Annotated in this window: 25 protein-coding genes; 16 read left to right on the forward strand and 9 right to left on the reverse strand. The window is 67.2% G+C overall.

What is annotated here, in order from left to right; translation table 11 throughout:
* Positions 1-14: 14 nt before the first annotated feature.
* From AC5QAB_RS10015 to AC5QAB_RS10030, 4 genes are all read left to right on the forward strand, one after another.
* Positions 15-791, forward strand: a complete 777-nt coding sequence (locus tag AC5QAB_RS10015) for an enoyl-CoA hydratase/isomerase family protein (RefSeq protein WP_014646368.1) — start codon at positions 15-17, stop codon at positions 789-791.
* 87 nt (positions 792-878) lie between these two features.
* The gene (gene tesB / locus AC5QAB_RS10020) at positions 879-1799 is read left to right on the forward strand and encodes an acyl-CoA thioesterase II (protein ID WP_005408551.1); all 921 of its coding nucleotides are present in this window, start codon (positions 879-881) and stop codon (positions 1797-1799) included.
* 4 nt (positions 1800-1803) lie between these two features.
* A complete protein-coding gene (locus AC5QAB_RS10025; protein ID WP_197562205.1) occupies positions 1804-2313 on the forward strand; it encodes a pathogenicity-like protein in 510 nt (169 codons plus the stop codon).
* Between the two features lie 177 nt (positions 2314-2490).
* On the forward strand, positions 2491-3708 hold the full coding sequence (locus AC5QAB_RS10030; protein ID WP_164109940.1) for an RNA polymerase sigma factor: 1218 nt from the start codon (positions 2491-2493) through the stop codon (positions 3706-3708).
* Positions 3709-3759: 51 nt separating this feature from the next.
* On the opposite strand, the gene AC5QAB_RS10035 is transcribed toward AC5QAB_RS10030, so the two are convergent.
* On the reverse strand, positions 3760-4320 hold the full coding sequence (locus AC5QAB_RS10035) for an EF-hand domain-containing protein (RefSeq protein ID WP_014646365.1): 561 nt from the start codon (positions 4318-4320) through the stop codon (positions 3760-3762).
* Between the two features lie 156 nt (positions 4321-4476).
* On the opposite strand from AC5QAB_RS10035, the gene AC5QAB_RS10040 reads away from it, so the two are divergent.
* Positions 4477-5232, forward strand: coding sequence for an arginyltransferase (locus AC5QAB_RS10040; RefSeq protein ID WP_032961379.1), 756 nt, complete (start codon positions 4477-4479; stop codon positions 5230-5232).
* Positions 5233-5270: 38 nt separating this feature from the next.
* Positions 5271-6485, forward strand: coding sequence for an endonuclease/exonuclease/phosphatase family protein (locus AC5QAB_RS10045; RefSeq protein WP_197562186.1), 1215 nt, complete (start codon positions 5271-5273; stop codon positions 6483-6485).
* Positions 6486-6568: 83 nt separating this feature from the next.
* Here the strand turns inward: AC5QAB_RS10045 and purT are convergent, their stop codons facing one another.
* Complete coding sequence (gene purT / locus AC5QAB_RS10050) at positions 6569-7756, reverse strand: formate-dependent phosphoribosylglycinamide formyltransferase (RefSeq protein ID WP_164165390.1); 1188 nt, start codon at positions 7754-7756, stop codon at positions 6569-6571.
* Between the two features lie 137 nt (positions 7757-7893).
* Here purT and AC5QAB_RS10055 point away from each other — a divergent pair, with 137 nt between their 5' ends.
* From AC5QAB_RS10055 to AC5QAB_RS10075, 5 genes are read left to right on the forward strand one after another with little or no spacing between them, the layout of a single operon-like run.
* A complete protein-coding gene (locus AC5QAB_RS10055; protein ID WP_014646361.1) occupies positions 7894-8775 on the forward strand; it encodes an SPFH domain-containing protein in 882 nt (293 codons plus the stop codon).
* Positions 8776-8820: 45 nt separating this feature from the next.
* The gene (locus tag AC5QAB_RS10060; protein WP_014646360.1) at positions 8821-9000 is read left to right on the forward strand and encodes a type II toxin-antitoxin system antitoxin; all 180 of its coding nucleotides are present in this window, start codon (positions 8821-8823) and stop codon (positions 8998-9000) included.
* Positions 8997-9176, forward strand: a complete 180-nt coding sequence (locus AC5QAB_RS10065) for a DUF4177 domain-containing protein (protein WP_014646359.1) — start codon at positions 8997-8999, stop codon at positions 9174-9176. Before AC5QAB_RS10060 ends, AC5QAB_RS10065 begins: the two co-directional genes overlap by 4 nt.
* A 3-nt stretch (positions 9177-9179) precedes the next feature.
* The gene (locus tag AC5QAB_RS10070) at positions 9180-9773 is read left to right on the forward strand and encodes a PH domain-containing protein (protein ID WP_014646358.1); all 594 of its coding nucleotides are present in this window, start codon (positions 9180-9182) and stop codon (positions 9771-9773) included.
* A gap of 9 nt (positions 9774-9782) precedes the next feature.
* Positions 9783-10592 (forward strand): M15 family metallopeptidase, encoded by an 810-nt coding sequence (locus tag AC5QAB_RS10075; RefSeq protein ID WP_140222747.1) that lies wholly within the window; start codon positions 9783-9785, stop codon positions 10590-10592.
* A gap of 154 nt (positions 10593-10746) precedes the next feature.
* On the opposite strand, the gene AC5QAB_RS10080 is transcribed toward AC5QAB_RS10075, so the two are convergent.
* The 4 genes from AC5QAB_RS10080 to AC5QAB_RS10095 form a co-directional block, all read right to left on the reverse strand.
* Positions 10747-11118: a DUF423 domain-containing protein gene (locus AC5QAB_RS10080; protein WP_014646356.1), complete on the reverse strand. Its 372-nt coding sequence runs from the start codon at positions 11116-11118 to the stop codon at positions 10747-10749.
* 104 nt (positions 11119-11222) lie between these two features.
* Complete coding sequence (locus tag AC5QAB_RS10085; protein ID WP_014646355.1) at positions 11223-12296, reverse strand: polyketide cyclase; 1074 nt, start codon at positions 12294-12296, stop codon at positions 11223-11225.
* A gap of 234 nt (positions 12297-12530) precedes the next feature.
* The gene (locus tag AC5QAB_RS10090) at positions 12531-13172 is read right to left on the reverse strand and encodes a response regulator (RefSeq protein ID WP_006424175.1); all 642 of its coding nucleotides are present in this window, start codon (positions 13170-13172) and stop codon (positions 12531-12533) included.
* Positions 13172-14368 carry a sensor histidine kinase gene (locus AC5QAB_RS10095; protein ID WP_032961359.1) on the reverse strand — a complete coding sequence of 399 codons (1197 nt, stop codon included), beginning with the start codon at positions 14366-14368 and terminating at the stop codon, positions 13172-13174. The genes AC5QAB_RS10090 and AC5QAB_RS10095 overlap by 1 nt, the downstream gene beginning before the upstream one ends.
* 150 nt (positions 14369-14518) lie before the next feature.
* On the opposite strand from AC5QAB_RS10095, the gene AC5QAB_RS10100 reads away from it, so the two are divergent.
* From AC5QAB_RS10100 to AC5QAB_RS10120, 5 genes are read left to right on the forward strand one after another with little or no spacing between them, the layout of a single operon-like run.
* A complete protein-coding gene (locus AC5QAB_RS10100) occupies positions 14519-15115 on the forward strand; it encodes a GNAT family N-acetyltransferase (RefSeq protein ID WP_014036357.1) in 597 nt (198 codons plus the stop codon).
* A complete protein-coding gene (minC, locus tag AC5QAB_RS10105; protein WP_197562017.1) occupies positions 15061-15903 on the forward strand; it encodes a septum site-determining protein MinC in 843 nt (280 codons plus the stop codon). Before AC5QAB_RS10100 ends, minC begins: the two co-directional genes overlap by 55 nt.
* Positions 15904-15940: 37 nt before the next feature.
* On the forward strand, positions 15941-16750 hold the full coding sequence (minD, locus tag AC5QAB_RS10110; protein ID WP_005415682.1) for a septum site-determining protein MinD: 810 nt from the start codon (positions 15941-15943) through the stop codon (positions 16748-16750).
* Positions 16751-16752: 2 nt separating this feature from the next.
* The gene (gene minE / locus AC5QAB_RS10115; RefSeq protein ID WP_005408532.1) at positions 16753-17013 is read left to right on the forward strand and encodes a cell division topological specificity factor MinE; all 261 of its coding nucleotides are present in this window, start codon (positions 16753-16755) and stop codon (positions 17011-17013) included.
* Positions 17014-17059: 46 nt separating this feature from the next.
* Positions 17060-17539, forward strand: coding sequence for a hypothetical protein (locus AC5QAB_RS10120; RefSeq protein WP_197562018.1), 480 nt, complete (start codon positions 17060-17062; stop codon positions 17537-17539).
* A gap of 71 nt (positions 17540-17610) precedes the next feature.
* On the opposite strand, the gene AC5QAB_RS10125 is transcribed toward AC5QAB_RS10120, so the two are convergent.
* The 3 genes from AC5QAB_RS10125 to AC5QAB_RS10135 form a co-directional block, all read right to left on the reverse strand.
* On the reverse strand, positions 17611-18855 hold the full coding sequence (locus tag AC5QAB_RS10125; RefSeq protein ID WP_032961385.1) for a DUF819 family protein: 1245 nt from the start codon (positions 18853-18855) through the stop codon (positions 17611-17613).
* 140 nt (positions 18856-18995) lie between these two features.
* Positions 18996-21074 carry a prolyl oligopeptidase family serine peptidase gene (locus tag AC5QAB_RS10130; RefSeq protein WP_197562047.1) on the reverse strand — a complete coding sequence of 693 codons (2079 nt, stop codon included), beginning with the start codon at positions 21072-21074 and terminating at the stop codon, positions 18996-18998.
* Positions 21075-21315: 241 nt separating this feature from the next.
* Entirely contained in the window at positions 21316-23280 is a 1965-nt protein-coding gene (locus AC5QAB_RS10135; protein WP_241884125.1) for an OPT family oligopeptide transporter, read from the reverse strand.
* Positions 23281-23403: the final 123 nt, after the last annotated feature.

The raw sequence follows: 23403 nt of genomic DNA on the forward strand, positions 1-23403 counted from the left end.
AACGAGACCGCAGCATGACGACGCTCATCGAGGTGATCAACCATGGCCCCATCCGCGAACTGCGCCTGGCGCGGCCGCCGGTCAACGCACTGGACACCGACCTGTGCCGGCAGTTGATCCATGCCATCGAGCTGGCCATGGCCGAAGACGCGCACGGCATCGTGCTGTCGGGCAGCGAGCGCATCTTCACCGGCGGCATGGACGTGCCGCACCTGCTCTCGCATGGCGATGACAAGCACAAGCTGCTGGACACCTGGAACGCCTTCTTTGGCGCCGTACGCACGCTGGCCGAGAGCCGCATCCCGGTGGTCGCGGCGATCACCGGCCACGCCCCGGCGGGCGGCTGCGTGCTGGCCCTGTGCTGCGACTACCGGGTGATGGCCCGCAGCGCCGATCCGTCGCGGCCATATGCCATCGGCCTGAACGAGGTGCAGGTGGGTCTGATCGCGCCGGAGGGCATCCAGCGCCTGCTGCGCCGTGCGGTGGGCGTGCACCGCGCCGGCGTGCTGCTGACCACCGGTTCGCTGGTACCGGCCGAACAGGCGGTGCAGATCGGCCTGGTGGATGAACTGGCGGAGGGGGACCTGGTGGTGGCACGCGCGATTGCCTGGCTGCAGGACCTGCTCAGGCAGCCGCGCCAGCCGATGCTGCTGACCCGCGCCATCGCCCGCGCCGACCTGCACGTGGCGCTGCAGCCGGACCTGATCCAGCTCGACCGCTTCGTCGAGGCCTGGTTCGCCCCGGATGCGCAGAACGCCCTGCAGGCCCTGGTAGCCCGGCTGGGCAAATAGCGGTTGCCCCGCCCGGGGTCAGATCCCTTTCGCCGGGCGAAAGGGATCTGACCCCTGACCGGTATAATCAGGCCCTCTTTCACTGCTGTGGCCGCCCCCTTGAACGACACGCCCGAACCCGTCGTCTCCGAGCTGATAGACCTGCTCACGCTGGAGCGGCTGGAGGACAACCTGTTCCGCGGGCAGAGCCGCGACATCGGCACCAAGTACGTGTTCGGCGGGCAGGTGCTGGGCCAGGCGCTGGCCGCGGCACAGGCCACGGTCGACAACGGCCGCCACGTGCACTCGCTGCACGCCTATTTCCTGCGCGCCGGCAACATCGACCACCCGATCGTCTACGACGTGGACCGTACCCGCGACGGCGGCAGCTTCTCGGTGCGCCGGGTCACCGCGATCCAGCACGGCAAGGTGATCTTCTTCTGCGCGGCATCGTTCCAGCAGGCCGAGACCGGCGCCGAACACCAGCACAAGATGCCCGAAGTGCCGCAGCCGGAAGACATCGAACCGAACCGGCCGCTGCCGGCCGAAGTGCTGGAGCGGCTGCCGATCAAGGTGCAGCGCTGGCTGTCGCGCGGCGGCCCGTTCGAATTCCGCCACGTCTACCCGCGCGACGAACTGAACCCGCCCAAGCGCCCGCCCTACCACCAGGTGTGGCTGCGCCTGAGCGAGCCGGTCGGCGATGCTCCGGAACTGCACCAGGCCCTGCTGGCCTATGCCTCGGACTTCCACCTGCTGGGCACGGCGACGTTCCCGCACGGCATCAGCTACTACCACCCGCACGTGCAGATGGCCTCGCTCGACCACGCGATCTGGTTCCACCGCCCGTTCCGTGCCGACGACTGGCTGCTGTACTCGCTGGACAGCCCCAGCGCGCAGGATTCGCGCGGCCTGGCCCGCGGCCAGTTCTTCACCCGCAATGGCGTGCTGGTGGCCAGCACCGCGCAGGAAGGCCTGATCCGCGTGGTTCCCGACCAGGCTGCCGCGGCCGCCGTGCCGGCCAAGGAGTAAACCCATGCGCCAGATCTTCAGCAGCCAGCGCGTGGAAACCGTCGAAGGCGTGGCCGAGCTCCTGCGCGGGCATGGCATCGACGTCAAGGTGACCAACGGGCGCTCGTACAAGACCCGTCGCCGCGGCCAGTTCAGCTATACCGACCTCGGCAACGCCAACGCCTACCCGGCGGTTTGGATCGTGCGCGCCGACGACCAGCCGCGTGCACGCGAGATCCTGCGTGAGGCGCGCCTGCTCGACACCACCCGCCGCGACCATCCGACCGCCGAGTTCGCCTTCCGCGACACGCCGGAACAGGGCAGCGGCGGCCGCAGCTGGGCCTGGCGCATCCGCATCGCCCTGCTGGTGGTGATCGCCGGCGTGGCGCTGGTGATCGGCCTGCGCCATCGCGATGCCCCGGCCCCGGCAGCACCGGCCCCTGCCCCGCAGGCCCAGCCGCAGCAGGCGCAACCGGCCCCGCAGGCCGCACCGGAAGAGGATGAAGTCCGGGTCCGCATCCAGCCATCGAAATAACCCACGGGTCGTACCCGCCGCTGGCCGGCAACTGCAAAAAGGGGACGGAGGGGATTAAGTCGTTTGTGGCACAAACGACTTAATCCCCTCCGTCCCTTTTTTGTCAGCACAGAAAGTCGGTCACATTGGGCGCGCGGCTCCGTCATGGGACACAATCCCAGCAGGAGAGCCGCCGCCATGACGACGTTCGCCGCATCGATCGACCAGACCCTGGAACGCGAACTGCCCGCCGCCGCCAGCGGTTGCCAGCACGCCTACGGCCGTATCGTGCTGGCCTGCCAGAACACGGTCACCGCCATCGCCCTGGCCATCACCCGCGACCGCCAGGCCAGCGAGGACATCGCCCAGGAGGCCTTCGTGAAGGGCTGGCAGCAGCTGCACCAGCTGCGCAGCGCGACCAGCTTCCTGCCCTGGCTGCGGCAGATCACCCGCAACCTGGCCCGCGACTGGCTGCGCGCCCAGCGTGGGCGGCCGCTGACCGGCGAGGCGGCCGAGGTAGCGATGGGCATGGCCGCCGACCCGTCGCCGGGCGCGGCTGACCGCCTGCAGCGGGTGGAGGAAGAGATCGCCGCCGAGGACATCATCTCCACCCTGCCCCCCGACAGCCGCGAAGTGCTGTTGCTGTACTACCGCGAGGGACAGCGCTCGCAACAGGTCGCCGATCTGCTCGGGCTCAGCGATGCAGCCGTGCGCAAGCGCCTGTCGCGTGCACGTGCCCTGGTGCGCGAAGGCCTGCTGCAGCGCTTCGGTGAATTCGCCCGCAGCAGCGCGCCGAGCGCTGCATTCGCCACCGCCGTGGTGTCGATGGTGCTGGTGGCCGCACCCGGCACCGCCAGTGCCGCGATCCTGATCGGCACCGGCGTCGGCGTCGGTGGCAGCAAGCTCGGTCTCGGCGGCGCCAGCGTTGCCGGTGGAACCGCGATGGGCTCGTTGACCGCCACCCTGGGCCAGCTGCATGTGCTGCCGGCCGAAAGCTGGGGGGCGGTGATCGGCGGCGTGGTGGGTGGCGCGATCGGCAGCTACCTCGGCGGGCGCTTCCTGATGTCGTACACCGAAACTGCGGCAGAGCGAGCCGATGTGCGCCGCTTCCTCTACCTCAACATCACCACCGGCATGTTCTGGTGCCTGGCGATCCTGCTGGCTGTGGTGCTGCAGGCACCGGTCTGGACGCAGCTGACGGTGCTGGCGGTCGGGTTGGGCGTGGTCAACTACCAGTGCCTGGTGACGCTGCAGCGGGTGATGGCGCCGATGATCGCGCGCGATTCGGCGCGGCGCGGGCGAACCGGCATCAACTGGAAGTTCGAATCGATGTACGGCCGCACCGCCATCATCGCCATGAACCTGATGGTCATTGCGCTTGTGGCGTACTCGCTGATGCGCAGCGGCCGCTTGTAACGGACAACGCCGGCAGTGCCGCCGGCGTTGTCGTCATCACTGCATTGACCCTCAGCGCTGCGGCTTCGGTGCGCCGCCGTCGCGCGGACCGCCATGGCGCGGGCCACCATGCATCGGGCCCTTGGCCGCATCAAACTCGGCCTTGCTCAGCTGGCCGTCCTTGTTGGTGTCGGCGGCGGCGAACCAGGCATCACGATGCTGCTTCATGCGCAGCTCGCGGTCGGCCTTGTCCAGGTAGCCGTCCTTGTTCAGATCAAGCTGGTCGAAGCGCGCGGCCAGGCGCGGATCGGCCTTGGCTTCCTCGCGGCTGATGCGGCCATCCTTGTTGACGTCCAGCGCGGCCCAGCGCTCACCGCCGTGGCCACGACGGCCATGCTGCCAGCGCGGCAGCTCGTCGCGCGAGAGCTTGCCGTCCTTGTTCTTGTCCAGCTCGTCGAACTTCGCGGCCAGGCGCGGGTTGGCGGCCGCCTCGCTGCGGTCGATCACGCCGTCACCGTTGGTGTCCAGCTTGGCCGGGCGCGGTGCCGGCGTGGCCGGGGTGTCGGCCGCCAGCGCGATACCGGATGCGGAGGTGCCGAGCAGCAGGGCCAGCAGCAGGGGGGTACGGATCATGAGGTCACTCCTGGGGATGGGAACAGCGTCGGGGTGATCACTTCACCCTCGGGGGACAACAACGCCCGGGCGCGACGTCGGTTGACGCTACTGCCGATTCCATTCATCCGGCGGACAGTCGCCGCCACTGCGACAACCTGGGGCTATGCTGTGCCCATGGCGATACATGGCGACAGAGACGACGAACTGCGACTTTTCCAGACCGGCGAGCACCCCTGCGGGTACTGGTCGGACCGGGTGGCACGCGACCTGGTGCTGGACCCGAACGACCGCCGCCTCGGCGCACTCTATCCACTGGCACTGAGCTGGGGCTTCCGTCGCAGCGGCGACCTGGTCTACCGGCCGCATTGCGCGCACTGCCAGGCCTGCGTGGCGGTGCGCATCCCGGTGGCCCGCTTCGCCCCGGACCGCAGCCAGCGCCGCTGTGCCACCCGCAATGACGACCTGGAGGTGCGGATCACCGCCGCCACCGCCCGCGATGACCTGTTCGCGCTGTACCACCGCTACCTCACCCACCGCCATGCCAACGGCGGCATGGACGACCACGGCCCGCACGAGTTCGAGCAGTTCCTGATCGGCAGCTGGTCGCACACCCGCTTCATGGAGATGCGCCTGCCCGGCCACGACGGCCAGCCCAGCCAGCTGCTGGGGGTAGCGGTGACCGACGTCACCGAGCACGGCCTGTCGGCGGTCTACACCTTCTTCGACCCGGACCACGCCGCGCGCGGGCTGGGCACCTTCGCGATCCTGCAGCAGATCGAGTGGGCGCGCCGCGAGGGCCTGCCGCACGTGTATCTGGGCTACTGGATCCGCGGCCACCAGAAGATGGACTACAAGCGCCGCTTCCATCCGCTGGAAGCCTACGATGGCCGCCGCTGGCACGATTTCGACAAGGATCTGGACGGGCGCTGACAAACCGCTGACACCGGGCCGGGTGCACAATACGGCCCATGAACATGACCCGCCGCCATCCCCTGATCCTCGCCCTGGCCCTGCTCTGCGGCGCCACCGCCCCTGCCTTCGCCACGTCCCCTGCGATGACCGAAAAGCCGTCCGCTGCGCTGCGCCTGGCCACCTACAACACCTCGCTGTACTCCGATGACGCCGGTGGCCTGATCAAGGAGCTGGAAGGCGACAGCGAACACGCGCGCAAGATCGCCGCAGTGCTGCAGCAGGTGCGCCCGGACCTGGTGCTGCTGAACGAATTCGACTTCGACGACGCCCATCGCGCCGCCGACCTGTTCCAGAAGCGCTACCTGGAGGTCGCCCAGCCCGGTGGCGGCAAACCGCTGCACTTCGCCTACCGCTATCTGGCACCGGTCAACACCGGCGTGCCCAGCGGCCTGGACCTGGACAACAACGGCGTGGTCGGTGGCGAAGGCCGCAGCCGCGGCAACGATGCCTGGGGCTACGGCCTGCACCCGGGCCAGTACGGCATGCTGGTGCTGTCGCGCTACCCGATCGACGAAGCCAGGGTGCGCAGCTTCCAGCTGCTGAAGTGGAGCGCGATGCCCGGCGCGATCCGCCCGATCGACCCACGTACCGGCCAGAGCTTCTACAACGACCATGTGTGGTCGCAGCTGCGCCTGTCGTCGAAGTCGCATTGGGACGTGCCGGTGAAGACCCCGGCCGGCGTGGTGCACGCGCTGGTCTCGCACCCGACCCCGCCGGTGTTCGACGGCCCGGAAAAGCGCAACGCGGCACGCAACCATGACGAACTGCGCCTGTGGCAGGAATACCTGTCCAAGGGTGACAAGCCATGGCTGTGCGACGACAAGGGGCAGTGCGGCGGACTGGCCCAGGACGCGCGCTTCGTGATCCTCGGCGACCTCAACAACGACCCGGTCGATGGCGATGGCCGCCATGAGGCGATCGTCGAACTGATCGAGAACGCCCGCGTGCTGCGCTACCCCACCCCGCGCAGCGTCGGTGGCGAGCAGACCAGCCTGGCCTATGCGGCCAAGGGCATCGAGCGCAAGGGCGCACCGTTCCATGCCACCGGCGATTTCGGCCCGAAGTCCGGCACGATGCGCCTGGACTACGTACTGCCCTCGACCGGTTTCGAGTTCGTCGGCAGCGGCATCTTCTGGCCGGCCAATGAAAGCCCGGAAGCGAAGATCGCCGACGGCAGCGACCACCACCTGGTGTGGGTGGACGTGCGGTAGAGTCGACGGCCATGAAAAGGGGACGGAGGGGATTAAGTCGTTTGTGGCACAAACGACTTAATCCCCTCCGTCCCCTTTTTGCTTTACAGGCGCAGTTCGACGCCGATGGCGTCGGCGGCATCTCGCGCGATGGCGCGCGCCTCGTCGATGGTTTCCGCGCGCGCCAGGGTGACACCGACGCGGCGATGGCCATGCACGCTCGGCTTGCCGAACAGGCGTACGGCAGTATCCGGCACCTGCAATGCAGCGGCGACGTTGTTGAAGTACGGCACGCCCTCGCCGTGTGCCAACAGCGCGCACGACGCCGACGGGCCGCTCTGGCGGATCACCGGGATCGGCAGGCCGAGGATGGCGCGCGCATGCAGCGCGAACTCGCTCAACTCCTGCGATACCAGCGTCACTAGGCCGGTGTCGTGCGGGCGCGGCGACACTTCGCTGAACCACACTTCGTCGCCCTTCACGAACAGCTCCACGCCGAACAGGCCCCAGCCGCCGAGGTCATCGGTGATCGCGCGCGAAATCTCTTCGGCACGCGCCAGTGCCGCGCTCGACATCGGCTGCGGCTGCCAGCTTTCGCGGTAGTCGCCGTCCTTCTGCAGATGGCCGATCGGCGCACAGAACGAGGTGCCACCGGCATGGCGGACGGTCAGCAGGGTGATCTCGTAATCGAAATCGATGAAGCCTTCGACGATGCAGCGGCCGGCACCGGCGCGGCCACCGGTCTGCGCGTAGTCCCAGGCCGGGGCGATGTCCGCCTCGCTGCGCAGGGTGCTCTGGCCCTTGCCCGAGGACGACATCACCGGCTTGACCACGCACGGCAGGCCGATGGCGGCGACGGCAGCACGGTATTCGGCCTCGGTATCGACGAAGCGGTACGGCGAGGTCGGCAGGCCCAGGGTTTCGGCGGCCAGGCGACGGATGCCTTCGCGATCCATGGTCAGGCGTGCGGCGCGCGCGGTCGGGATCACCCGCAGGCCCTGCTCCTGTTCCAGCTGGACCAGGGTCTCGGTGTGGATGGCCTCGATTTCCGGCACCACCAGGTGCGGCTGCTCCTGGGCGATCAGCGCCCGCAGCGCCATCGCATCGAGCATGTCGATCACGTGCGAGCGGTGCGCGACCTGCATGGCCGGGGCGTCGGCATAGCGATCGGCGGCGATCACCTCCACGCCCAGCCGCTGCAGCTCGATGGCCACCTCCTTGCCGAGTTCGCCCGAGCCCAGCAGCAGCACGCGGGTGGCGGAGGGGGACAACGGCGTTCCAAGCTTGGCCATGGCGGTTCCAGCAGCGATGTGAAGGCGGGAGGGCATTCTAGCCGGCCGGGCACCCCGACCATGGCATCCGACGAACGGTAGTGGACAGGTGATATCACTTTGATATCTTAAATTTGAACCCTCAAGGACGTACCGCCATGAAAGAGAAGTCGCTGTCTTCCCTCAACGGCCTCGGCACGCTGGTCGGCGCCCTGCTCGTCGGCCTCGCCGGCGCCGCCCTGTTCGTGGTGGGCGTGGCAGCCAAGGCCAGCACCGGCTCGCCCAGCCTGCTGCTGATGCTGCTGGGCGCCCTGCTGGTGGCGCTGGGCGTGTTCATCCTGGCCGGTCTGTACACCATCCAGCCCAACCAGGCGGCGGTCCTTAGCCTGTTCGGCAAGTACGTGGGCACGGTGAAGGACAACGGCCTGCGCTGGAACAACCCCTTCTTTGCCAAGCGCCGGGTCAGCCAGCGCGTGCGCAACTTCGAGAGCGGCAAGCTGAAGGTCAACGAGCTGGACGGCAGCCCGATCGAGATCGCCGCGGTGATCGTCTGGCAGGTGGTCGACGCCTCCGAGGCCGTCTACAACGTGGACGACTACGAGAGCTTCGTACACATCCAGTCCGAATCTGCGCTGCGTGCGATGGCCACCAGCTATCCCTACGACCAGCACGAAGACGGCCAGCTGGCCCTGCGCAGCCATGCCAGCGAGATCTCCCAGCACCTGAAGAACGAGCTGGCCGAACGCCTGGCCGACGCCGGCGTGCAGGTGATCGACGCACGCATCAGCCACCTGGCCTACGCCGCCGAAATCGCCCAGGCGATGCTGCAGCGTCAGCAGGCCAACGCGGTGATCGCCGCACGCACGCGCATCGTGGCCGGTGCGGTGGGCATGGTTGAAATGGCCCTGGCCGAACTGCAGAAGAACGGCGTGGTGCAGCTGGATGAAGAACGCAAGGCGCACATGGTCAGCAACCTGCTGACCGTGCTGTGCTCGGACCGCGGTACCCAGCCGATCGTCAACGCCGGTTCGCTGTACTGAACCACCCTCGCAACGGGGTGCCCCACCACCCCGCCAGGAGCTTGCATGAGTGAGAAGAAAGCCTACCCGCTGCGCATCAATGCCGACGTCCTGGCCGCCGCGCAACGCTGGGCTGACGACGAGCTGCGCAGCCTCAACGCACAGATCGAATACGTGCTGCGCGACGCCCTGCGCAAGGCAGGACGCCTGCCGAAACCCACGCCATCTTCGGGGGACAAGGAATGAGCAAGCGCTGGAGCTACCAGACGATCGAGGTCAAGACGTCCATGATGGGCCAGCTCAAGGCCGAGGACATCCAGAGCGAACTGAGCCGCCAGGGCCAACTGGGCTGGGAGCTGGTCAACATCATCATCCCCGCACCGATGCGCCCGGCGATGCTGGTATTCAAGAAGGAGGCCTGAGCCATGGGTGCCAGCGATCCAAAGCAGTACGAGGTGGCCGAGAGTTCGCCGTTGCGCGTGCTGTGGATCGTGCTGCCCCTGCTCGCCGCCTTCGTGGCCTGCCTGTATGCGCAGCTGTACAAGGCACCGGCCACGGCGCCCTGGATCGAAGTGACGCTGTCGCCGCCCTGGTTCCGGATGGGCGGCAGTGCCGCCTGGAGCCTGCTGGTGATCGCCGCGCTCGGCATCGGGTTGGGCGCGGCGTTCTTCCGCCGCCGGGTGGAACTGGCCGACGACGTGCTGGACGTGCGCTCGACGATGTACCGCCGCCGCGTTCCGGTGGCACAGCTGCGGCTGGACCAGGCCGAGGTGGTCGACCTGCAGCGTGACCGCCGCTATGGCATTCGTTTCAAGACCAATGGCTATGCGATGCCGGGCTTCTATTCCGGCCACTTCCGCCTGCAGGGCGGCGGCAAGGGGTTCGCGCTGGTCACCGACCGCACGCGCGTTCTCGCCCTGCCGGTCAGCGATGGCAGCACGCTGCTGCTCAGCCTGGAGCGGCCGCAGGTGCTGCTGGACGCACTGCGCAAGGTGGCCGCACCGGCGCCTCGGCGGTAAGCTGCGGCGATGCAACGACGCGCCCCCCTGCTGATCAATACCGAGGCCATCGAGCTGTGGCCCGCCCACCTGCTGCGCGCACGAAGCAACCTGGATGCCCGCCTGCTGTCGCAGGCACAGTGGGTGCTGCGGCGCAAGCGCGATGGCCGCTACCTGGCGGCGGTAACGACGCATGGCGTGCATTCGCTGGTGCCACGCCTGCCGCGCGAGCCCGGGGCCGAGGACGCACTGGCGCTGCTCGATGCAGCGGCGGCACGTCCGTTCGGCGCTGCGCTGCAGGAACAGTGGCTGCCGCTGGCCGGGCTGCAGCAGCGCCTGCAGCAGCTCGGCCTGGACCCGCAGCGCTACGCCGACGACAGCGGCCTGCCGCTGGAGCCCGAACCGTGCCTGCTGCATTTTGCCGGCCGCGACCGCTTCGCCCGGCCGCTATGGCTGCGCCGTGGCGCCGCGCAGGGCTGGCGACGGATGCGACTGCACGCGGCACGGGATGGCATTGCGCTGGACGCGATCTCCGGCTTCCGCAGCCATGCCTACCAGCTGGGCATCTTTGAACGGAAACTGGCGCGCGGCCTGAGCGTGGCGGAGATCCTGAAGGTCAATGCCGCCCCGGGTTTCAGCGAACACCACAGCGGCCACGCGCTGGACATCGGCACACCGGGCGACGCCCCGGCCGAGGAATCATTTGAAGCCACCGACGCGTTCGCCTGGCTGCAGGTGCATGCCGGCGGGCATGGCTTCCATCTGAGCTACCCACGCGACAACCCGCACGGCATCGTCTACGAACCCTGGCACTGGTGCTGGAGGCCGGCCAACAGCTGAGCCCCTCGTGGCGCCCGCACGCGGAATGGAACGAGAGAGCGAAGACAAAAGCGGGCCGCTTCGCTCGAAGCCGAGCATGGCTCGGCTCTACAGCAGCTGCCGCGCAACGCCCCCATGTAGTGCCGAGCCATGCTCGGCTGTACCCGGATTGCCGTCACCGCCTCAACGCATTGATCGCCAGCACCACCCAGCCGGCCATCATGCTGGTGCCACCGATCGGCGCCATCCGCGTCGGCCACTGCCACAGCGCCCCGCCCACCAGGCTGCCTGAAAACAACAGCACACCCAGCAGCAGCACGTACAGCGCCAGGTGTGCGATCGCCCCGTGCGCGCGTGGCCCCAGTGCCACCAGTACCGCACCATGCGCAAACGCGTACAGCGCCGCCATGTTCAGGTGCTGCTGCGCCAGCGGATCGGCCACGCCATGCGAGGCGTAGGCGGACAGGCCGATCGAGGCGGCGGCCAGCAGCGCCCCCAGGCAGGCGAGCAGGGACGGCTTACGTGCACGACGTTCGAGATTGAACATGGGGGCTCCTTGCGCAGCGCCCCTTGCCGGGCGCCGGATCAAAAAAAACGCGCCGCAATGAGCGGCGCGTTTTCGTGTCCAACACTACATGGGTCAGCCGAGGCTTACTTGACGGCCCAGTAGATGTCGTAGGTCGCTTCCGGGGTGAACGACTTGTCGATGCCGTCCTTCCAGGTTTCGTACGGGCGGTCGATGACTTCGTTGCCCGAAGTCACGGCCCAGGCACGCAGGCCGTTGCGGGCCACGTCCAGACCCGCCATGTGGCCGGTGTAGGCCGCATGCGCCGAACGGTGCGGAGCAACGTGCACGTACTTGACCGGAGCGCCGCCGTCGATCTTGACGGTCAGCTCGTCGGCAGCAGCACCTTCAGCACCCTTCTTCTTCACCGGCTGGGCGATGTCGAAGGCGTACTTCTCCTGGCCGAAGTCGGTGGTGATGATGCGGAACGGGCCGGCGGCTTCAAGGCCATTGGCCTCCATCACGCGCTTGATCCACTCCTGGTTGTCCTTGATGGACTTGGTGATGGTGTCCTGACCGCGGTCCACGTTGCCGGCGTTGACCACCAGCAGGTTCTCGGCCGGCACTTCAACGATGGCCAGGTCGGTCAGCGGGGCTTCCGGCGTGCGGTAGTCCACGTTCGGCACGGTTGCGAGCATGTTGGCGATGCGCGACAGGCCCAGCTTGATGTCGTCGCCGATCTGGCGGCTGACATACAGGCCGGCGTAACGGCCGAACAGGTCGAAGCCGTACTTCACCGAGTAGTCCTGGGTGATCTTGACGTTGCGACCGCCCTTGCCGGTCGGCTCCAGGTTGAAGGTGGTGACCTTGTCGTGACCCTTGGTGGCGTCTTCGATGGCGATCACAACACGCTTGTTCTCTTCGGCTTCGGTGATCTTCCAGGAACCGGTGCCCAGGTCCTTGGAGGTGAAGTCGAGGGTGGCACCGGTACCGGAGGCCGGGCCGGACAGCTTCAGTTCAACGGCGGGATCGCGCAGTACCAGCGGGTTCCAGTCCTTGAAGCGGCGCAGGCTGCTGACCGTGTCGTACACGATCGTCATCTTGCGGTTGGTCTCGATGCTTTCGGTGATGTGACGCTCGCCCGGCAGACATACGCCAATGATGACGAACAGGCCAGCCACGATCCCCAAGGCGATCAGGAACTCGATAATACGGGTCATTCAGAGAGTCTCCGGGGCCGATCCCACGGCCGGGTTGATTGAAGCGAAGCGCCAATCCTAGCAGGCTTCGCGGGCATTGTTTATCGGGATTGGCGCACCGGTTTCCCTGCCGGCTGCGTATTTGTATGGACAAAGAATTCGAAGGGTAACGCATACCGCTACCCGGCAAGTAGGGGGCAACCTTGGCAGGAACCCGCAACTACAACCCAAGTCTTTGTACTTGAACGATTTTCTTCAGACCAGCTGGAGTTCGAACGCCTTCAGTACGGCACGCGTACGGTCGCGCACGCCCAGCTTGGACAGGATGTTGGACACGTGGTTCTTGATGGTGCCTTCGGCCACGCCCAGCGAATTGGCGATCTCCTTGTTGGAGAAGCCGCTGGCCATCAGCCGCAGGATCTCGGTCTCGCGGTCGGTCAGCGGGTCCGGGCGGTCCAGGCTGACGAACTCGTTGCGCATGTGCTCCAGGCCGGACAGCAGGCGCTGGGTCACCGCCGGCTGCACCAGCGAACCGCCGTCGGCCACGGTACGGATGGCACCGACCAGCTGCGCCAGGGTGACATCCTTGAGCAGGTAGCCCTTGGCACCGGCCTTGAGCCCGGCCAGCACCAGCTGGTCATCATCGAACGTGGTGAGGATGATGGTCGGCGGCAGCTGTTCCTGCCGCGACAGCACCTGCAGTGCCTCCAGACCGGACATCACCGGCATGCGCATGTCCATCAGCACCACGTCGGGGCGCACCTGCGGTATCAGCTCGACCGCCTGCCGGCCGTCGCCGGCCTCGGCCACCACCTCGATGCCGTCGTCGAGCGCCAACAGGGAGCGGATTCCCTGCCGCACCAGGGTTTGGTCGTCGACCAGGCAGACGCGAATCATCAACGCACTCCTTCAGGAACCTTGGTAAGGGCCGCCACCAGCACCGTTGCCGGCACCGTCGCCCGCAGCCGGAAGCCTTCTCCGGGACGGGTTTCGATCTGCAGCTGGCCACCACATTGTTGCAGGCGCTCGCGCATGCCGCGCAAGCCATTGCCTACATTGACCATATCCGCGCCGACGCCGTCGTCGCGGGCCTCCACCACCACCCGGTCGGGGGCTTCACGATACACCTTGATCCACAGGTGGCGGGCGCCGGCGTGGCGCACCGCGTTGGTAATGATTTCCTGGGTACAGCGCAGCAGCACGTGGGCCCGCTGCGGGTCTTCCACGTTCAACGGATCCTCGATCTCCAGCTGGATATCCAGCGAGGGCACGTTCTCGGTCAGCGGGCGCAGCGCCGCGGCCAGATCGATCGCGCCGGTCTCGCGCAGCTGGCTGACCACCTCGCGCACATTGCCCAGCAGCAGCTTGGCCAGCGCGTGCGAGCGCTTCACGTGGTCCAGCGCCTGGCCCTCGGCCAGGTGGCCGGCGACCTCCAGGTTCAGGGTCAGCGCAGTCAGCTGGTGGCCCAGCAGGTCGTGCAGCTCGCGCGAAATGCGGGTGCGCTCGTTGACCCGCGCGCTCTCGGCCAGCAGGGCGCGGGTGGCACGCAGCTCCGAATTGAGCCGGCGCTGCTCGTCGCGGGCCTCGGTCTGCTGCCGTGCAACCAGGCTGGTCACGAAGATGAACATGGAGAAGCCGCCGTACAGCAGCGACTGCATCACCGCTTCGAACAGCGGGAAGCGCAGCAGCAGGTAATAGACCGGCGCCACCGCCAGCTGGCTGACCAGCAGCCACAGCACCCCCAGCCGAACCGACAGCATCCACGGAATGACCCCGGCGGCCACCATCATCAGGATGCTGCCCAGGCCCGAACCGCTGAGGAAACTGACCCCCAGCGCCGAGACCGTCAGCAACAGCAGCAGGCCGCGGTCCAGCCAGCTGGTGTGGCTGTCGCTGCGCAGGATACGGGTCAACCAGTAGTAGGCCGTGCCGAAGGACAGGTAGGCGACGAACAACAGGATCGCCCAGCCACCCATGTCACCGCGGCTGTGCAGGTTCTCGAACTGCGAGTACGCCAGGGGCAGGCCGACCATGACCCAGGTGAACAGGCCGGCCAGGCGGAGGACGCGGGTATGGCTGAGGACTCCCAACATGCCAGCACTCTACGGGCCGCGCCTGCGCACCGCACCCCACGGAAGTCATGCCTGCCCGGTCGCCTGTTCATGCCGCAGCCCACCCCGGGCATGCAATAATCGTGCGCAGGGTCCCTTGATGGACCAACCGCGTTACCCCACGGAGTCACAATGTCGATTGTCATCCGCGACGTGCGCGAGCACGAGCTCGATTCCGTCCTGGCTTTGAACAACAACGCTGGCCTGGCCATCCTTCCCCTGGATGCGGCACGCCTGCGCCTGTTCTATGAAACCGCTGAGTATTTCCGCGTCGCCGAGCGCGACGGCAACCTGGCCGGCTTCCTGATCGGCTTCGGCAGCGACAGCCAGCACGACAGCAGCAATTTCGCCTGGTTCAAGCAGCAGCTGGACACCCCGTTCTTCTATATCGACCGCATCGTGGTCGCCAGCCGCCGTCGTGGCGGTGGCGTCGGGCGTGCGTTCTACGCCGACGCGCAGAGCTTCGCCGAGCTGCGCTACCCGCAGATGACCTGCGAAGTCTTCCTCGACCATGGCGCCGATGCCGCCCTGCTCTTCCACGGCAGCTTCGGCTTCCGCGAGCTGGGCCAGAACACCATGCCGCAGGTCGATGTGCGCGCCAGCATGCTGGCCAAGGAACTGTGCAGCTACCCATGGGTCCAGGAGACCTACGGCGACAAGCTGCCGGATGTGGCATGGACACGCGCCCGGCAGCTGCCGGCGCAGGCACAGCGGCCGACGGGGACCTGAGCGTGGCGGTGAATTTCGATTACGAACAGGCCGGTGAACTGAAGATCGGCCAGGTGGGCATCGCCAACCTGCGCATCCGTACCCTTGATGTCGAACGCCTCGTGCAGGAAATGCGCGAGCGCGTGACCCGCGCACCGAAGCTGTTCGGCCGCGCCGCGGTGATCCTCGACTTCGGCGGCCTGAGCCAGGTGCCGGACGTGGCCACCGCGCAGGCGCTGGTCGACGGCCTGCGCAGCGCCGGGGTGCTGCCGGTGGCGCTGGCGTACGGCACCAGCGCGGTCGACCTGCTCTCCCAGCAGCTCGGCCTGCCGCTGCTGGCCAAGTTCCGCGCGCAGTACGAGCGTGCCGAGGGCGAACCGGCCCCGCCGCCCGCACCGGAACCTCGCCGGGCAGCCCGTGCCGAACCGAAGCCAGCCCCGGCGACGCCGGTGGCCAAGGTGGCCGACGCCGCTGCACCGCAGCCGGGCCGCATGCAGCTGGGCAACGTGCGTTCGGGCCAGCAGCTGTACGCGGAAAACTGCGACCTGACCGTGATGGCCACCGTCGGCGCCGGCGCCGAGGTCATCGCCGATGGCAGCATCCATATCTACGGCACCCTGCGTGGCCGCGCGCTGGCAGGGGCCCAGGGCAACACCGCGGCACGCATCTTCTGCCGTGATTTCCATGCGGAACTGGTGGCCATTGCCGGCCACTACAAGGTACTGGACGATGTTCCGGACAACCTGCGCGGCAAGGCCGTCCAGGTGTGGCTGGAACAGGACCAGATCAAGATCGCTGCGCTGGACTGACGCAGCACCAAACTCATGCAGAACCAGGAGAAGTCCTTTGGCTGAAATCATCGTAGTCACCTCCGGCAAGGGCGGCGTCGGCAAGACCACTTCCAGCGCGAGCCTGGCCTGCGGCCTGGCGCGGCGCGGCAAGAAGGTGGCGGTGATCGACTTCGACGTCGGCCTGCGCAACCTCGACCTGATCATGGGCTGCGAACGCCGCGTGGTGTACGACTTCGTCAACGTCGTGCACGGCGAAGCCACCCTCAAGCAGGCCCTGATCAAGGACAAGCGCTTCGACAACCTGTACGTGCTGGCGGCCTCGCAGACCCGCGACAAGGACGCACTGACCCAGGAAGGCGTGGGCAAGGTCCTGAAGGACCTGGCCGCCGACGGCTTCGACTACATCATCTGCGACTCCCCGGCCGGCATCGAGAAGGGCGCCTTCCTGGCGATGTACTTCGCCGACCGCGCGGTGGTGGTGGTGAACCCGGAAGTGTCGTCGGTGCGCGACTCCGACCGCATCATCGGCCTGCTCGATTCGAAGACCCACAAGGCCGAATCCGGCCAGGACGTGCCGGCCTTCCTGCTGCTGACGCGCTACACCCCGCTGCGCGTGGAAAGCGGCGAGATGCTGAGCATCGCCGACGTCGAGGAAGTCCTCGGCCTGAAGGCGATCGGCGTGATTCCGGAATCGGGCGACGTGCTCAACGCCTCCAACAAGGGCGAGCCGGTCATCCTGGATGTCGAATCCGCTGCCGGCCAGGCCTATGAAGACGCCGTCGCGCGCATCCTCGGCGAAGAACGCCCGATGCGCTTCACCAACGTCGAGAAGAAGGGCTTCTTCAGCAAGCTGTTCGGAGGGTAAGCATGGGCCTGTTTGATTTCCTCAAAGCGAAGAAGACCACCGCCGAAACCGCCAAGAACCGCCTGCAGATCATCATCGCGCAGGAACGCAGCCACCGTGGTGGCCCGGACTACCTGCCGCTGCTGCAGCGCGAGCTGCTGGAAGTGATCAAGAAGTACGTGAACATCGACGTCGATGCGGTGAAGGTCGACCTGGTGAAGGATGGCCAGCACGATGTGCTGGACATCTCCGTGGCGCTGCCGGAAGGCCCGGACAAACCCTGATCCCCTGCCCCGCCCGTGCCTGCATGGGCGGGGCTGCCTGACCCGCATGACCGATACGACAACCGCCGTGGGCATCACCTGCGTGGGCGACATCGCCTTCGCCGATGCGCAGTGCCTGCTCGCCGCGCATGGCCTGCGGCTGCACCACGTGGCCGCCGGCGAGCCGATTCCCGGCAGCTACTGGGGCGAGCCCGAGGCGGGCATCATCGCCAGCAACGTCTACGTGCGCGATGACACGCCCGTGCACTCGATGCTGCATGAGGCCTGCCACCTGATCGTACTGCCACCGGAGCGGCGGGCGCAGGTGCATACCGATGCCACCGACTCGGTGGCCGAGGAAGACGCGACCTGCTACCTGCAGATCGTGCTGGCCGGGCAGCTGCCCGGCGTCGGCAGCCAGCGGCTGATGGCCGACATGGATGCCTGGGGGTATACGTATCGGCTGGGATCTACGAAAGCGTGGTTCGAGCAGGACGCCGAAGACGCGAAGGCATGGTTGATCGAACGCGGGTTGCCGGTGGCGTGATTCACCGGGAACCGGGGTCAGATCCCTTTTGCGTCGCAAAAGGGATCTGACCCCATCACCCCGTCGCCGTATCAGCCCTGCCCGGCAAGCGCGCGCAGGGTGATGCCGACGATGTAGGCCAGGTAGGTGCCGGTGGCATAGCCCATCGTGCCCAGCAGCACGCCCACCGGCGCCAGGGCCGGATGGAACGCGGCCGCCACCACCGGCGCCGAGGCCGGGCCACCGATGTTCGACTGCGAACCGATGGCGAAATAGAAGAACGGCACCTTCAGCAGCTTGCCCAGGCACCACAGCAGCACGATGTGCACGGCGATCCAGATCAGGCCGAGCAGGAACAGCCACGGGCGATCCAGCAGCGCCAGCAGATCCATCTGCATGCCGATGCAGGCGATCAGGAAGTACAGCAGCAACGAACCCAGCCGCGATGCACCCGCCCCTTCCAGGTTGCGTGCGCGGGTGAAACTCAGGCTCAGGCCCAGCGTGGTCGACAGCACCACCACCCACACGAACGGCGCGTCCAGGCTGAACTGCGACGCCCAGCTGACGTTGGCCTTGAACCAGGCCGCCAGCGGCGCACCGATCGCATGCGACAGGCCTACGCCGCCGAAGGCCACCGCCACGATCAGCATCAGATCGGTCAGGCTGGGAATGCGTTCGTGCTCGGCCTGGAAGCGCGCGATGCGTTCCTTCAGTTCATCGATGGCCGAGGTATCAGCGCCACTGCGTGCATCGATCTTCGCTGCGCGCCCGGCCAAGAAGATCAGCGCGGCCATCCACACGTAACCGACACCGACATCGACCACCGCGAACTGGCCAAAGGTGGTCGCGTTGACGTCGAACACTTCGCGCATTGCCAGCATGTTGGCACCACCACCGATCCAGCTGCCGGCCAGTGCCGCCATGCCGGCCCAGGTATCGCCGGCCACGGTGTCGGGATGGATCGCGCGCATCACCAGGAACGCCACCACCGCACCGAGCATGATGCTGGCCGAGGCGCCCAGGTACATCAGTACCAGCTTCGGGCCGAGCCGCAGGATGCCCTTGATATCCACGGCCAGGGTCAGCAGGATCAGCGCCGCCGGCAACAGGATGTCGCGCGCGATCGGGTTGTAGAGCTTGGTGTTCTGGCCGTCGATCAGGCCGACGGTGTTGTAGATGCCGGGAATCAGGTAGCACAGCAGCAGCGCTGGCACGAACGTATAGAAGCGCTTCCACAGGCCCTGCTCGCGCGAGGCGGTCCAGAACACGGCGCCAAGAGTGGCGGCGATCAAACCGAAGACGACGATGTCGTTCTGGATCAGGGCAGTCGAAGGCATGCAGGCGCTCTGGTAGAGCCGGCCGCTGGCCGGCTGCTGGTGGCGGCAGATCAGGAAGGTGTGCCGACCAACGGTCGGCACCCACCGGTAAAGCAGATGGTGAAACAGAAGCGCCGCCCCGGAGGGCGGCGCCGCAACCATCAGTTGCCGATGTGCTGCTTCAGCCAGGCATTGACGGTGTCATGCCACAGGATGCTGTTGTTCGGCTTCAGCACCCAGTGGTTTTCATCCGGGAAGTACAGGAACTTCGATTCGATGCCCTGGCGCTGGGCAGCGGTGAACGCGGCCAGGCCCTGCTCGACCGGGATGCGGAAGTCCTGCTGGCCGTGGATGACCAGGATCGGCTTCTTCCAGTCCGCCACGTGGTTGACCGGGTTGAACTTCTCGTAGTTCGCCGCCTTCTGGTACGGCGTACCGCCCTGCTCCCACTCGGTGAACCACAGTTCTTCGGTGGCGTAGCCCATCATGCGCTGGTCGAACACGCCGTCATGGTTGACCAGGCACTTGAACGGGCTGTTCCAGTTGCCGGCGATCCAGTTGACCATGAAGCCGCCGTAGCTGGCGCCCAGCGCACAGGCCTTGTCACCGTTGAGGAAGGAATACTTCTTCAGCGCCGCGTCCCAGCCCTTCTGCAGGTCTTCCAGCGGGCGGTCGCCCCAGTGCTGGCTGATCGCATCGGTGAAGGCCTGGCCGTAGCCGGTGGAACCGTGGAAGTCGATCATCACCACCGCATAGCCCTGGCCCGCGTAGGTCTGCGGATTCCAGCGGTAGCTCCAGCCATTGCCGAAGCTGCCCTGCGGGCCGCCGTGGATCAGGAACGCGACCGGGTACGACTTGCCTTCCTGGTAGTTGTGCGGCTTGACCACGTAGCCATGCACGGTGTCGTTGTTCCAGCCCTTGAACTCGAACTGCTCGTAGTCGCCGAAGCTGACATCCTTGAGCACCTCACCAGCGGCCGGGGTCAGCGCGCGCAGCTCGCCGATGGCTTCGCCCGCGGCCGGCAGCAAGCCAACCAGCACCTGGTCGTTGCTCTTCAGGCTGTTGCGGGTGATCGCCACGCTGTTGCCGGCCACATCGACCGAGGTCACGCTGCCGTCGCCGATCAGCTTGGTGGCCTTGCCGCTGGCCACGTCGATCTGGAACAGCGGGTGTTCGCCGAGGTCATCGGCAGTGGTGTAGATGCTGGCGCCGTCGGCGGACAGGGTGATGCCGCCAGCCGAACGATCCCACTGCGGGGCGATCTCTCGGGTCTTGCCACTGGCCAGGTCCATCGCCATCAGGCCGAAGCGGTCAGCCTCGAAGCCCGGGCGCTTCATCGCGCGGTAGAACAGGGTCTTGCCGTCGGCACTGAACACCGGGCCGGCATCCCAGGCCGGGTTGGAGGCGGTCAGGTTGACCGGCGCCTGCTTGCCCGCCGCGTCGAAGCGGTACAGGTCGAAGTTGGTCGACCACGGCTCCTGCTTGCCGGCCACGCGGATGCTGGCGACCACGCTGGCGCCATCCGGCGACCACGCGAAATCATCATTGCCGCCGAACGGCTTGGACGGGGCATCACCGTCGATGGTGGCGCTCAGCGCGGAAGCGCCCTTGACCGGACCGGCCTTGGCTGCCGGCAGCGGCGCGACGAACAGGGTGTTGCGGCGGCCGTCGTTCCAGGTATCCCAGTGGCGCACGAACAGCGAATCGAAGACCTTGCCACTGGCCTTGGCGCCGGCGACGTCCTTGAGCTTCTTCTCGGTGCAGGCCAGGTCCGAGGCACAGGCCTGGAACACGCCGGCGCTGAACAGCACGCGGTCGTCCTGCGGCGACACGTGGTAGCTGTCCACGTCGACCGGGAAGTCGGTCAGCTGGCGCGGGGCGCCGCCGCTGACCGGCTGCGCGTACAGCTGCTGGCTGCCGTTCCTGGCGCTGAGGAAATACACGGTCTGGCCATCGGCCGATAGCGAAGCGGAATTGACGTTCCAGCCGGCCGGGGTGATCTGCTTCGGCGGTGCTGCGTCGCGGGTACGCAGGTTGCGCGCGTACAGCGCGGTGGAGGCCTTCAGGTTGGCATCCACGCTGCGCTTGGCGAACACCACGGTGCCGCCGTCAGCGGTCAGTACCGGCGCGGAGACGCGGTCCATGGCCACCATGTCGCGGACTTCCAGGCCACGGGCAGCGGCGACGCTGGGCAGGGCGGCCAGCAGGCTCAGTGGCAGCAGGGCATGACGCAGTTTCATCGGGGTCTCCGCAGGACGGCAAAAAACCGATGGTAGGCCCGTGCGGCCGGGGCTGCCAAGGCCATCGGTCATGGCTGCCGGTGGGGCGCGGCCCCGCCGCCAGAAAAAGCAAACCGCGCCGTGGCGCGGTTTGTGGGGACACCGGGGTCGGATCCGATTCCGACGGAATCGGCTCTGACCCCAGACGCTGTCAACCCGGGGTCAGAGCCCTTCCCTGCGGGAAGGGATCCGACCCCAACCCTTACGCCATGGCGCGCTTGCCGGTGCGGTAGATCAGCCAGCCGACCAGGAACAGCACGGCCAGGCCGATCCACTGTGCGCCCGGCAGGTGGAACGGCACGGCCAGCACGTCGGCGCGACTGCTCACCACGATCGGAATCGCGATGGCGATGCCCATCAGCGCTTCGCCGGTGATCAGGCCGGCGGCGAACAGCACGCCCGGCTTGTGCACGCGGTCGCGACCTTCTTCGTCATCGGCACGCACCTTGTGGAAGCGCTCGACCAGGTAGGCGATCAGGCCGCCGAGGAAGATCGGCACCATCAGTTCCAGCGGCAGGTAGATGCCGATGGCGGCGGCCAGCACCGGCACGCGGAAGCGGGCGTTGCGCGACTTCAGCCAGCTGTCGAAGGCGATGATGGCGGCACCGACCACGGCACCGATGCCGATGAAGGTCCACGGCAGTTCACCACCGAACAGGCCCTTGGCCACCGAGGCCATCAGGTTGGCCTGCGGCGCGGCCAGCGCGTTCGGGTGCAGCTCCGACTTCACGCCGATGCCGTAGGCAGTGGCCAGCAGGTTCAGCACCGGGGCCATGATCAGCGCGCACGAGAACGCACCGATGCCCAGCATCAGCTGCTGCTTCCACGGGGTGGCACCGACGATGTAACCGGCCTTGAGGTCCTGCAGGTTGTCACCGCCGACCGCTGCAGCACAGCACACCACCGCGCCGATCATGATCGCGGCCACCGCGCCCAGCGGCGCGCCGAAGGCGCCGACCGGCTGCAGGCCATCCTTGCCCAGCAGCACGACCAGCACGGCCGAGGCGAACAGGATGGTGGAGATGGTGATGCCCGAGACCGGGTTGTTGGACGAACCGATCAGGCCGGCCAGGTAGGCCGAGACCGACACGAACAGGAAGCCGGCGACGATCATGATGAGGGTCATCGGGATCGACACGTGCCACTGGCCGACAATGGCCTGGTACAGGGCCAGCAGCGGCAGCACGAACACCACCAGGGCGACCAGCATCCACTTCATCGGCAGGTCGCGCTCGGTGTGCGCCAGCACCGGGCCACCGCTCTTGCGGGCGGCGGCAAAGCCGCTCTTGACGCCGTTGAGCAGCGACTTGCGCAGCGAGATCAGGGTCCAGATGCCACCGATCAGCATCGCACCGACGCCCAGGTAGCGCATCTTCGCGCCCCAGATGGCGAACGCTGCCTCGGTGGACGAGGCAGCGGCAACCGACGCGGCCAGCGCCGGATCGGTGTTCATGAAGAACGCCTGGTAGATCGGAATGGCGATGTGCCAGGTCAGGATCGAGCCGGACACCACCACGATGCCGACGTTGAGGCCGACGATGTAGCCCACGCCCAGCAGTGCCGGCGACAGGTTGGTGCCGATGAAGGCGGTGACCTTGGAACTGCCGACGTAGGCCGAGGTGGCCCAGGCATCGGGAATCAGGCGCATGCCGCTTTCCGCGGCCAGCTTGACGAAGGCACCGATCACCGCCGACAGGCCGAGGATCTTCAGGCCCGGGCCCGGGTTCTCACCGGCCTTGAGCACTTCGGCCGCAGCCTTGCCTTCCGGGAACGGAAGCGGGTCTTCGACAATCATCGAACGGCGCAGCGGCACCGAGAACAGCACGCCCAGCAGGCCACCGAGGCCGGCGATGCCCAGCACCCACCAGTACTTGAAGTCCGGCCAGTAGCCCATGATCACCAGCGCGGGGATGGTGAAGATCACACCGGCGGCGATCGACGAACCGGCCGAGGCGCCGGTCTGCACGATGTTGTTCTCGAGGATGGAGCCACCGCCCAGCAGGCGCAGCACGCCCATGGAAATCACCGCGGCGGGAATGGCGGTGGCGATGGTCAGGCCTGCGAACAGACCGAGGTAGGCGTTTGCGGCCGACAGCACCACCGCCAGCACGATGGCCAGGGCCACTGCGCGGAAGGTGAGCTGCTTGGGCGCAGTGTCGTGGTTCATGGAAGCCCCTGCTGGCAAAAAATCCCTGCCACGCTAGCGTTCAGGGGGCGGCAAGTCCAGTGCGGTTCGGGAGGGTTGCGGCCAGGTCGGCAGTGAGATAGTCGCTTCTGGCCAAACTCGGCC

This window comes from Stenotrophomonas sp. YJH_SMC_127, assembly GCF_059372445.1.

Excerpts from the sequence above, each read along its gene's own strand:
- AC5QAB_RS10015 (WP_014646368.1), top strand. The coding sequence starts at position 15 with ATGACGACGCTCATCGAGGTGATCAACCATGGCCCCATCCGCGAACTG.
- AC5QAB_RS10025 (WP_197562205.1), top strand. The coding sequence starts at position 1,804 with ATGCGCCAGATCTTCAGCAGCCAGCGCGTGGAAACCGTCGAAGGCGTG.
- AC5QAB_RS10030 (WP_164109940.1), top strand. The coding sequence starts at position 2,491 with ATGACGACGTTCGCCGCATCGATCGACCAGACCCTGGAACGCGAACTG.
- AC5QAB_RS10035 (WP_014646365.1), bottom strand. The coding sequence starts at position 4,320 with ATGATCCGTACCCCCCTGCTGCTGGCCCTGCTGCTCGGCACCTCCGCA.
- AC5QAB_RS10040 (WP_032961379.1), top strand. The coding sequence starts at position 4,477 with ATGGCGATACATGGCGACAGAGACGACGAACTGCGACTTTTCCAGACC.
- AC5QAB_RS10045 (WP_197562186.1), top strand. The coding sequence starts at position 5,271 with ATGAACATGACCCGCCGCCATCCCCTGATCCTCGCCCTGGCCCTGCTC.
- purT (WP_164165390.1), bottom strand. The coding sequence starts at position 7,756 with ATGGCCAAGCTTGGAACGCCGTTGTCCCCCTCCGCCACCCGCGTGCTG.
- AC5QAB_RS10055 (WP_014646361.1), top strand. The coding sequence starts at position 7,894 with ATGAAAGAGAAGTCGCTGTCTTCCCTCAACGGCCTCGGCACGCTGGTC.
- AC5QAB_RS10060 (WP_014646360.1), top strand. The coding sequence starts at position 8,821 with ATGAGTGAGAAGAAAGCCTACCCGCTGCGCATCAATGCCGACGTCCTG.
- AC5QAB_RS10065 (WP_014646359.1), top strand. The coding sequence starts at position 8,997 with ATGAGCAAGCGCTGGAGCTACCAGACGATCGAGGTCAAGACGTCCATG.
- AC5QAB_RS10070 (WP_014646358.1), top strand. The coding sequence starts at position 9,180 with ATGGGTGCCAGCGATCCAAAGCAGTACGAGGTGGCCGAGAGTTCGCCG.
- AC5QAB_RS10075 (WP_140222747.1), top strand. The coding sequence starts at position 9,783 with ATGCAACGACGCGCCCCCCTGCTGATCAATACCGAGGCCATCGAGCTG.
- AC5QAB_RS10080 (WP_014646356.1), bottom strand. The coding sequence starts at position 11,118 with ATGTTCAATCTCGAACGTCGTGCACGTAAGCCGTCCCTGCTCGCCTGC.
- AC5QAB_RS10085 (WP_014646355.1), bottom strand. The coding sequence starts at position 12,296 with ATGACCCGTATTATCGAGTTCCTGATCGCCTTGGGGATCGTGGCTGGC.
- AC5QAB_RS10090 (WP_006424175.1), bottom strand. The coding sequence starts at position 13,172 with ATGATTCGCGTCTGCCTGGTCGACGACCAAACCCTGGTGCGGCAGGGA.
- AC5QAB_RS10095 (WP_032961359.1), bottom strand. The coding sequence starts at position 14,368 with ATGTTGGGAGTCCTCAGCCATACCCGCGTCCTCCGCCTGGCCGGCCTG.
- AC5QAB_RS10100 (WP_014036357.1), top strand. The coding sequence starts at position 14,519 with ATGTCGATTGTCATCCGCGACGTGCGCGAGCACGAGCTCGATTCCGTC.
- minC (WP_197562017.1), top strand. The coding sequence starts at position 15,061 with ATGGACACGCGCCCGGCAGCTGCCGGCGCAGGCACAGCGGCCGACGGG.
- minE (WP_005408532.1), top strand. The coding sequence starts at position 16,753 with ATGGGCCTGTTTGATTTCCTCAAAGCGAAGAAGACCACCGCCGAAACC.
- AC5QAB_RS10120 (WP_197562018.1), top strand. The coding sequence starts at position 17,060 with ATGACCGATACGACAACCGCCGTGGGCATCACCTGCGTGGGCGACATC.
- AC5QAB_RS10125 (WP_032961385.1), bottom strand. The coding sequence starts at position 18,855 with ATGCCTTCGACTGCCCTGATCCAGAACGACATCGTCGTCTTCGGTTTG.
- AC5QAB_RS10130 (WP_197562047.1), bottom strand. The coding sequence starts at position 21,074 with ATGAAACTGCGTCATGCCCTGCTGCCACTGAGCCTGCTGGCCGCCCTG.
- AC5QAB_RS10135 (WP_241884125.1), bottom strand. The coding sequence starts at position 23,280 with ATGAACCACGACACTGCGCCCAAGCAGCTCACCTTCCGCGCAGTGGCC.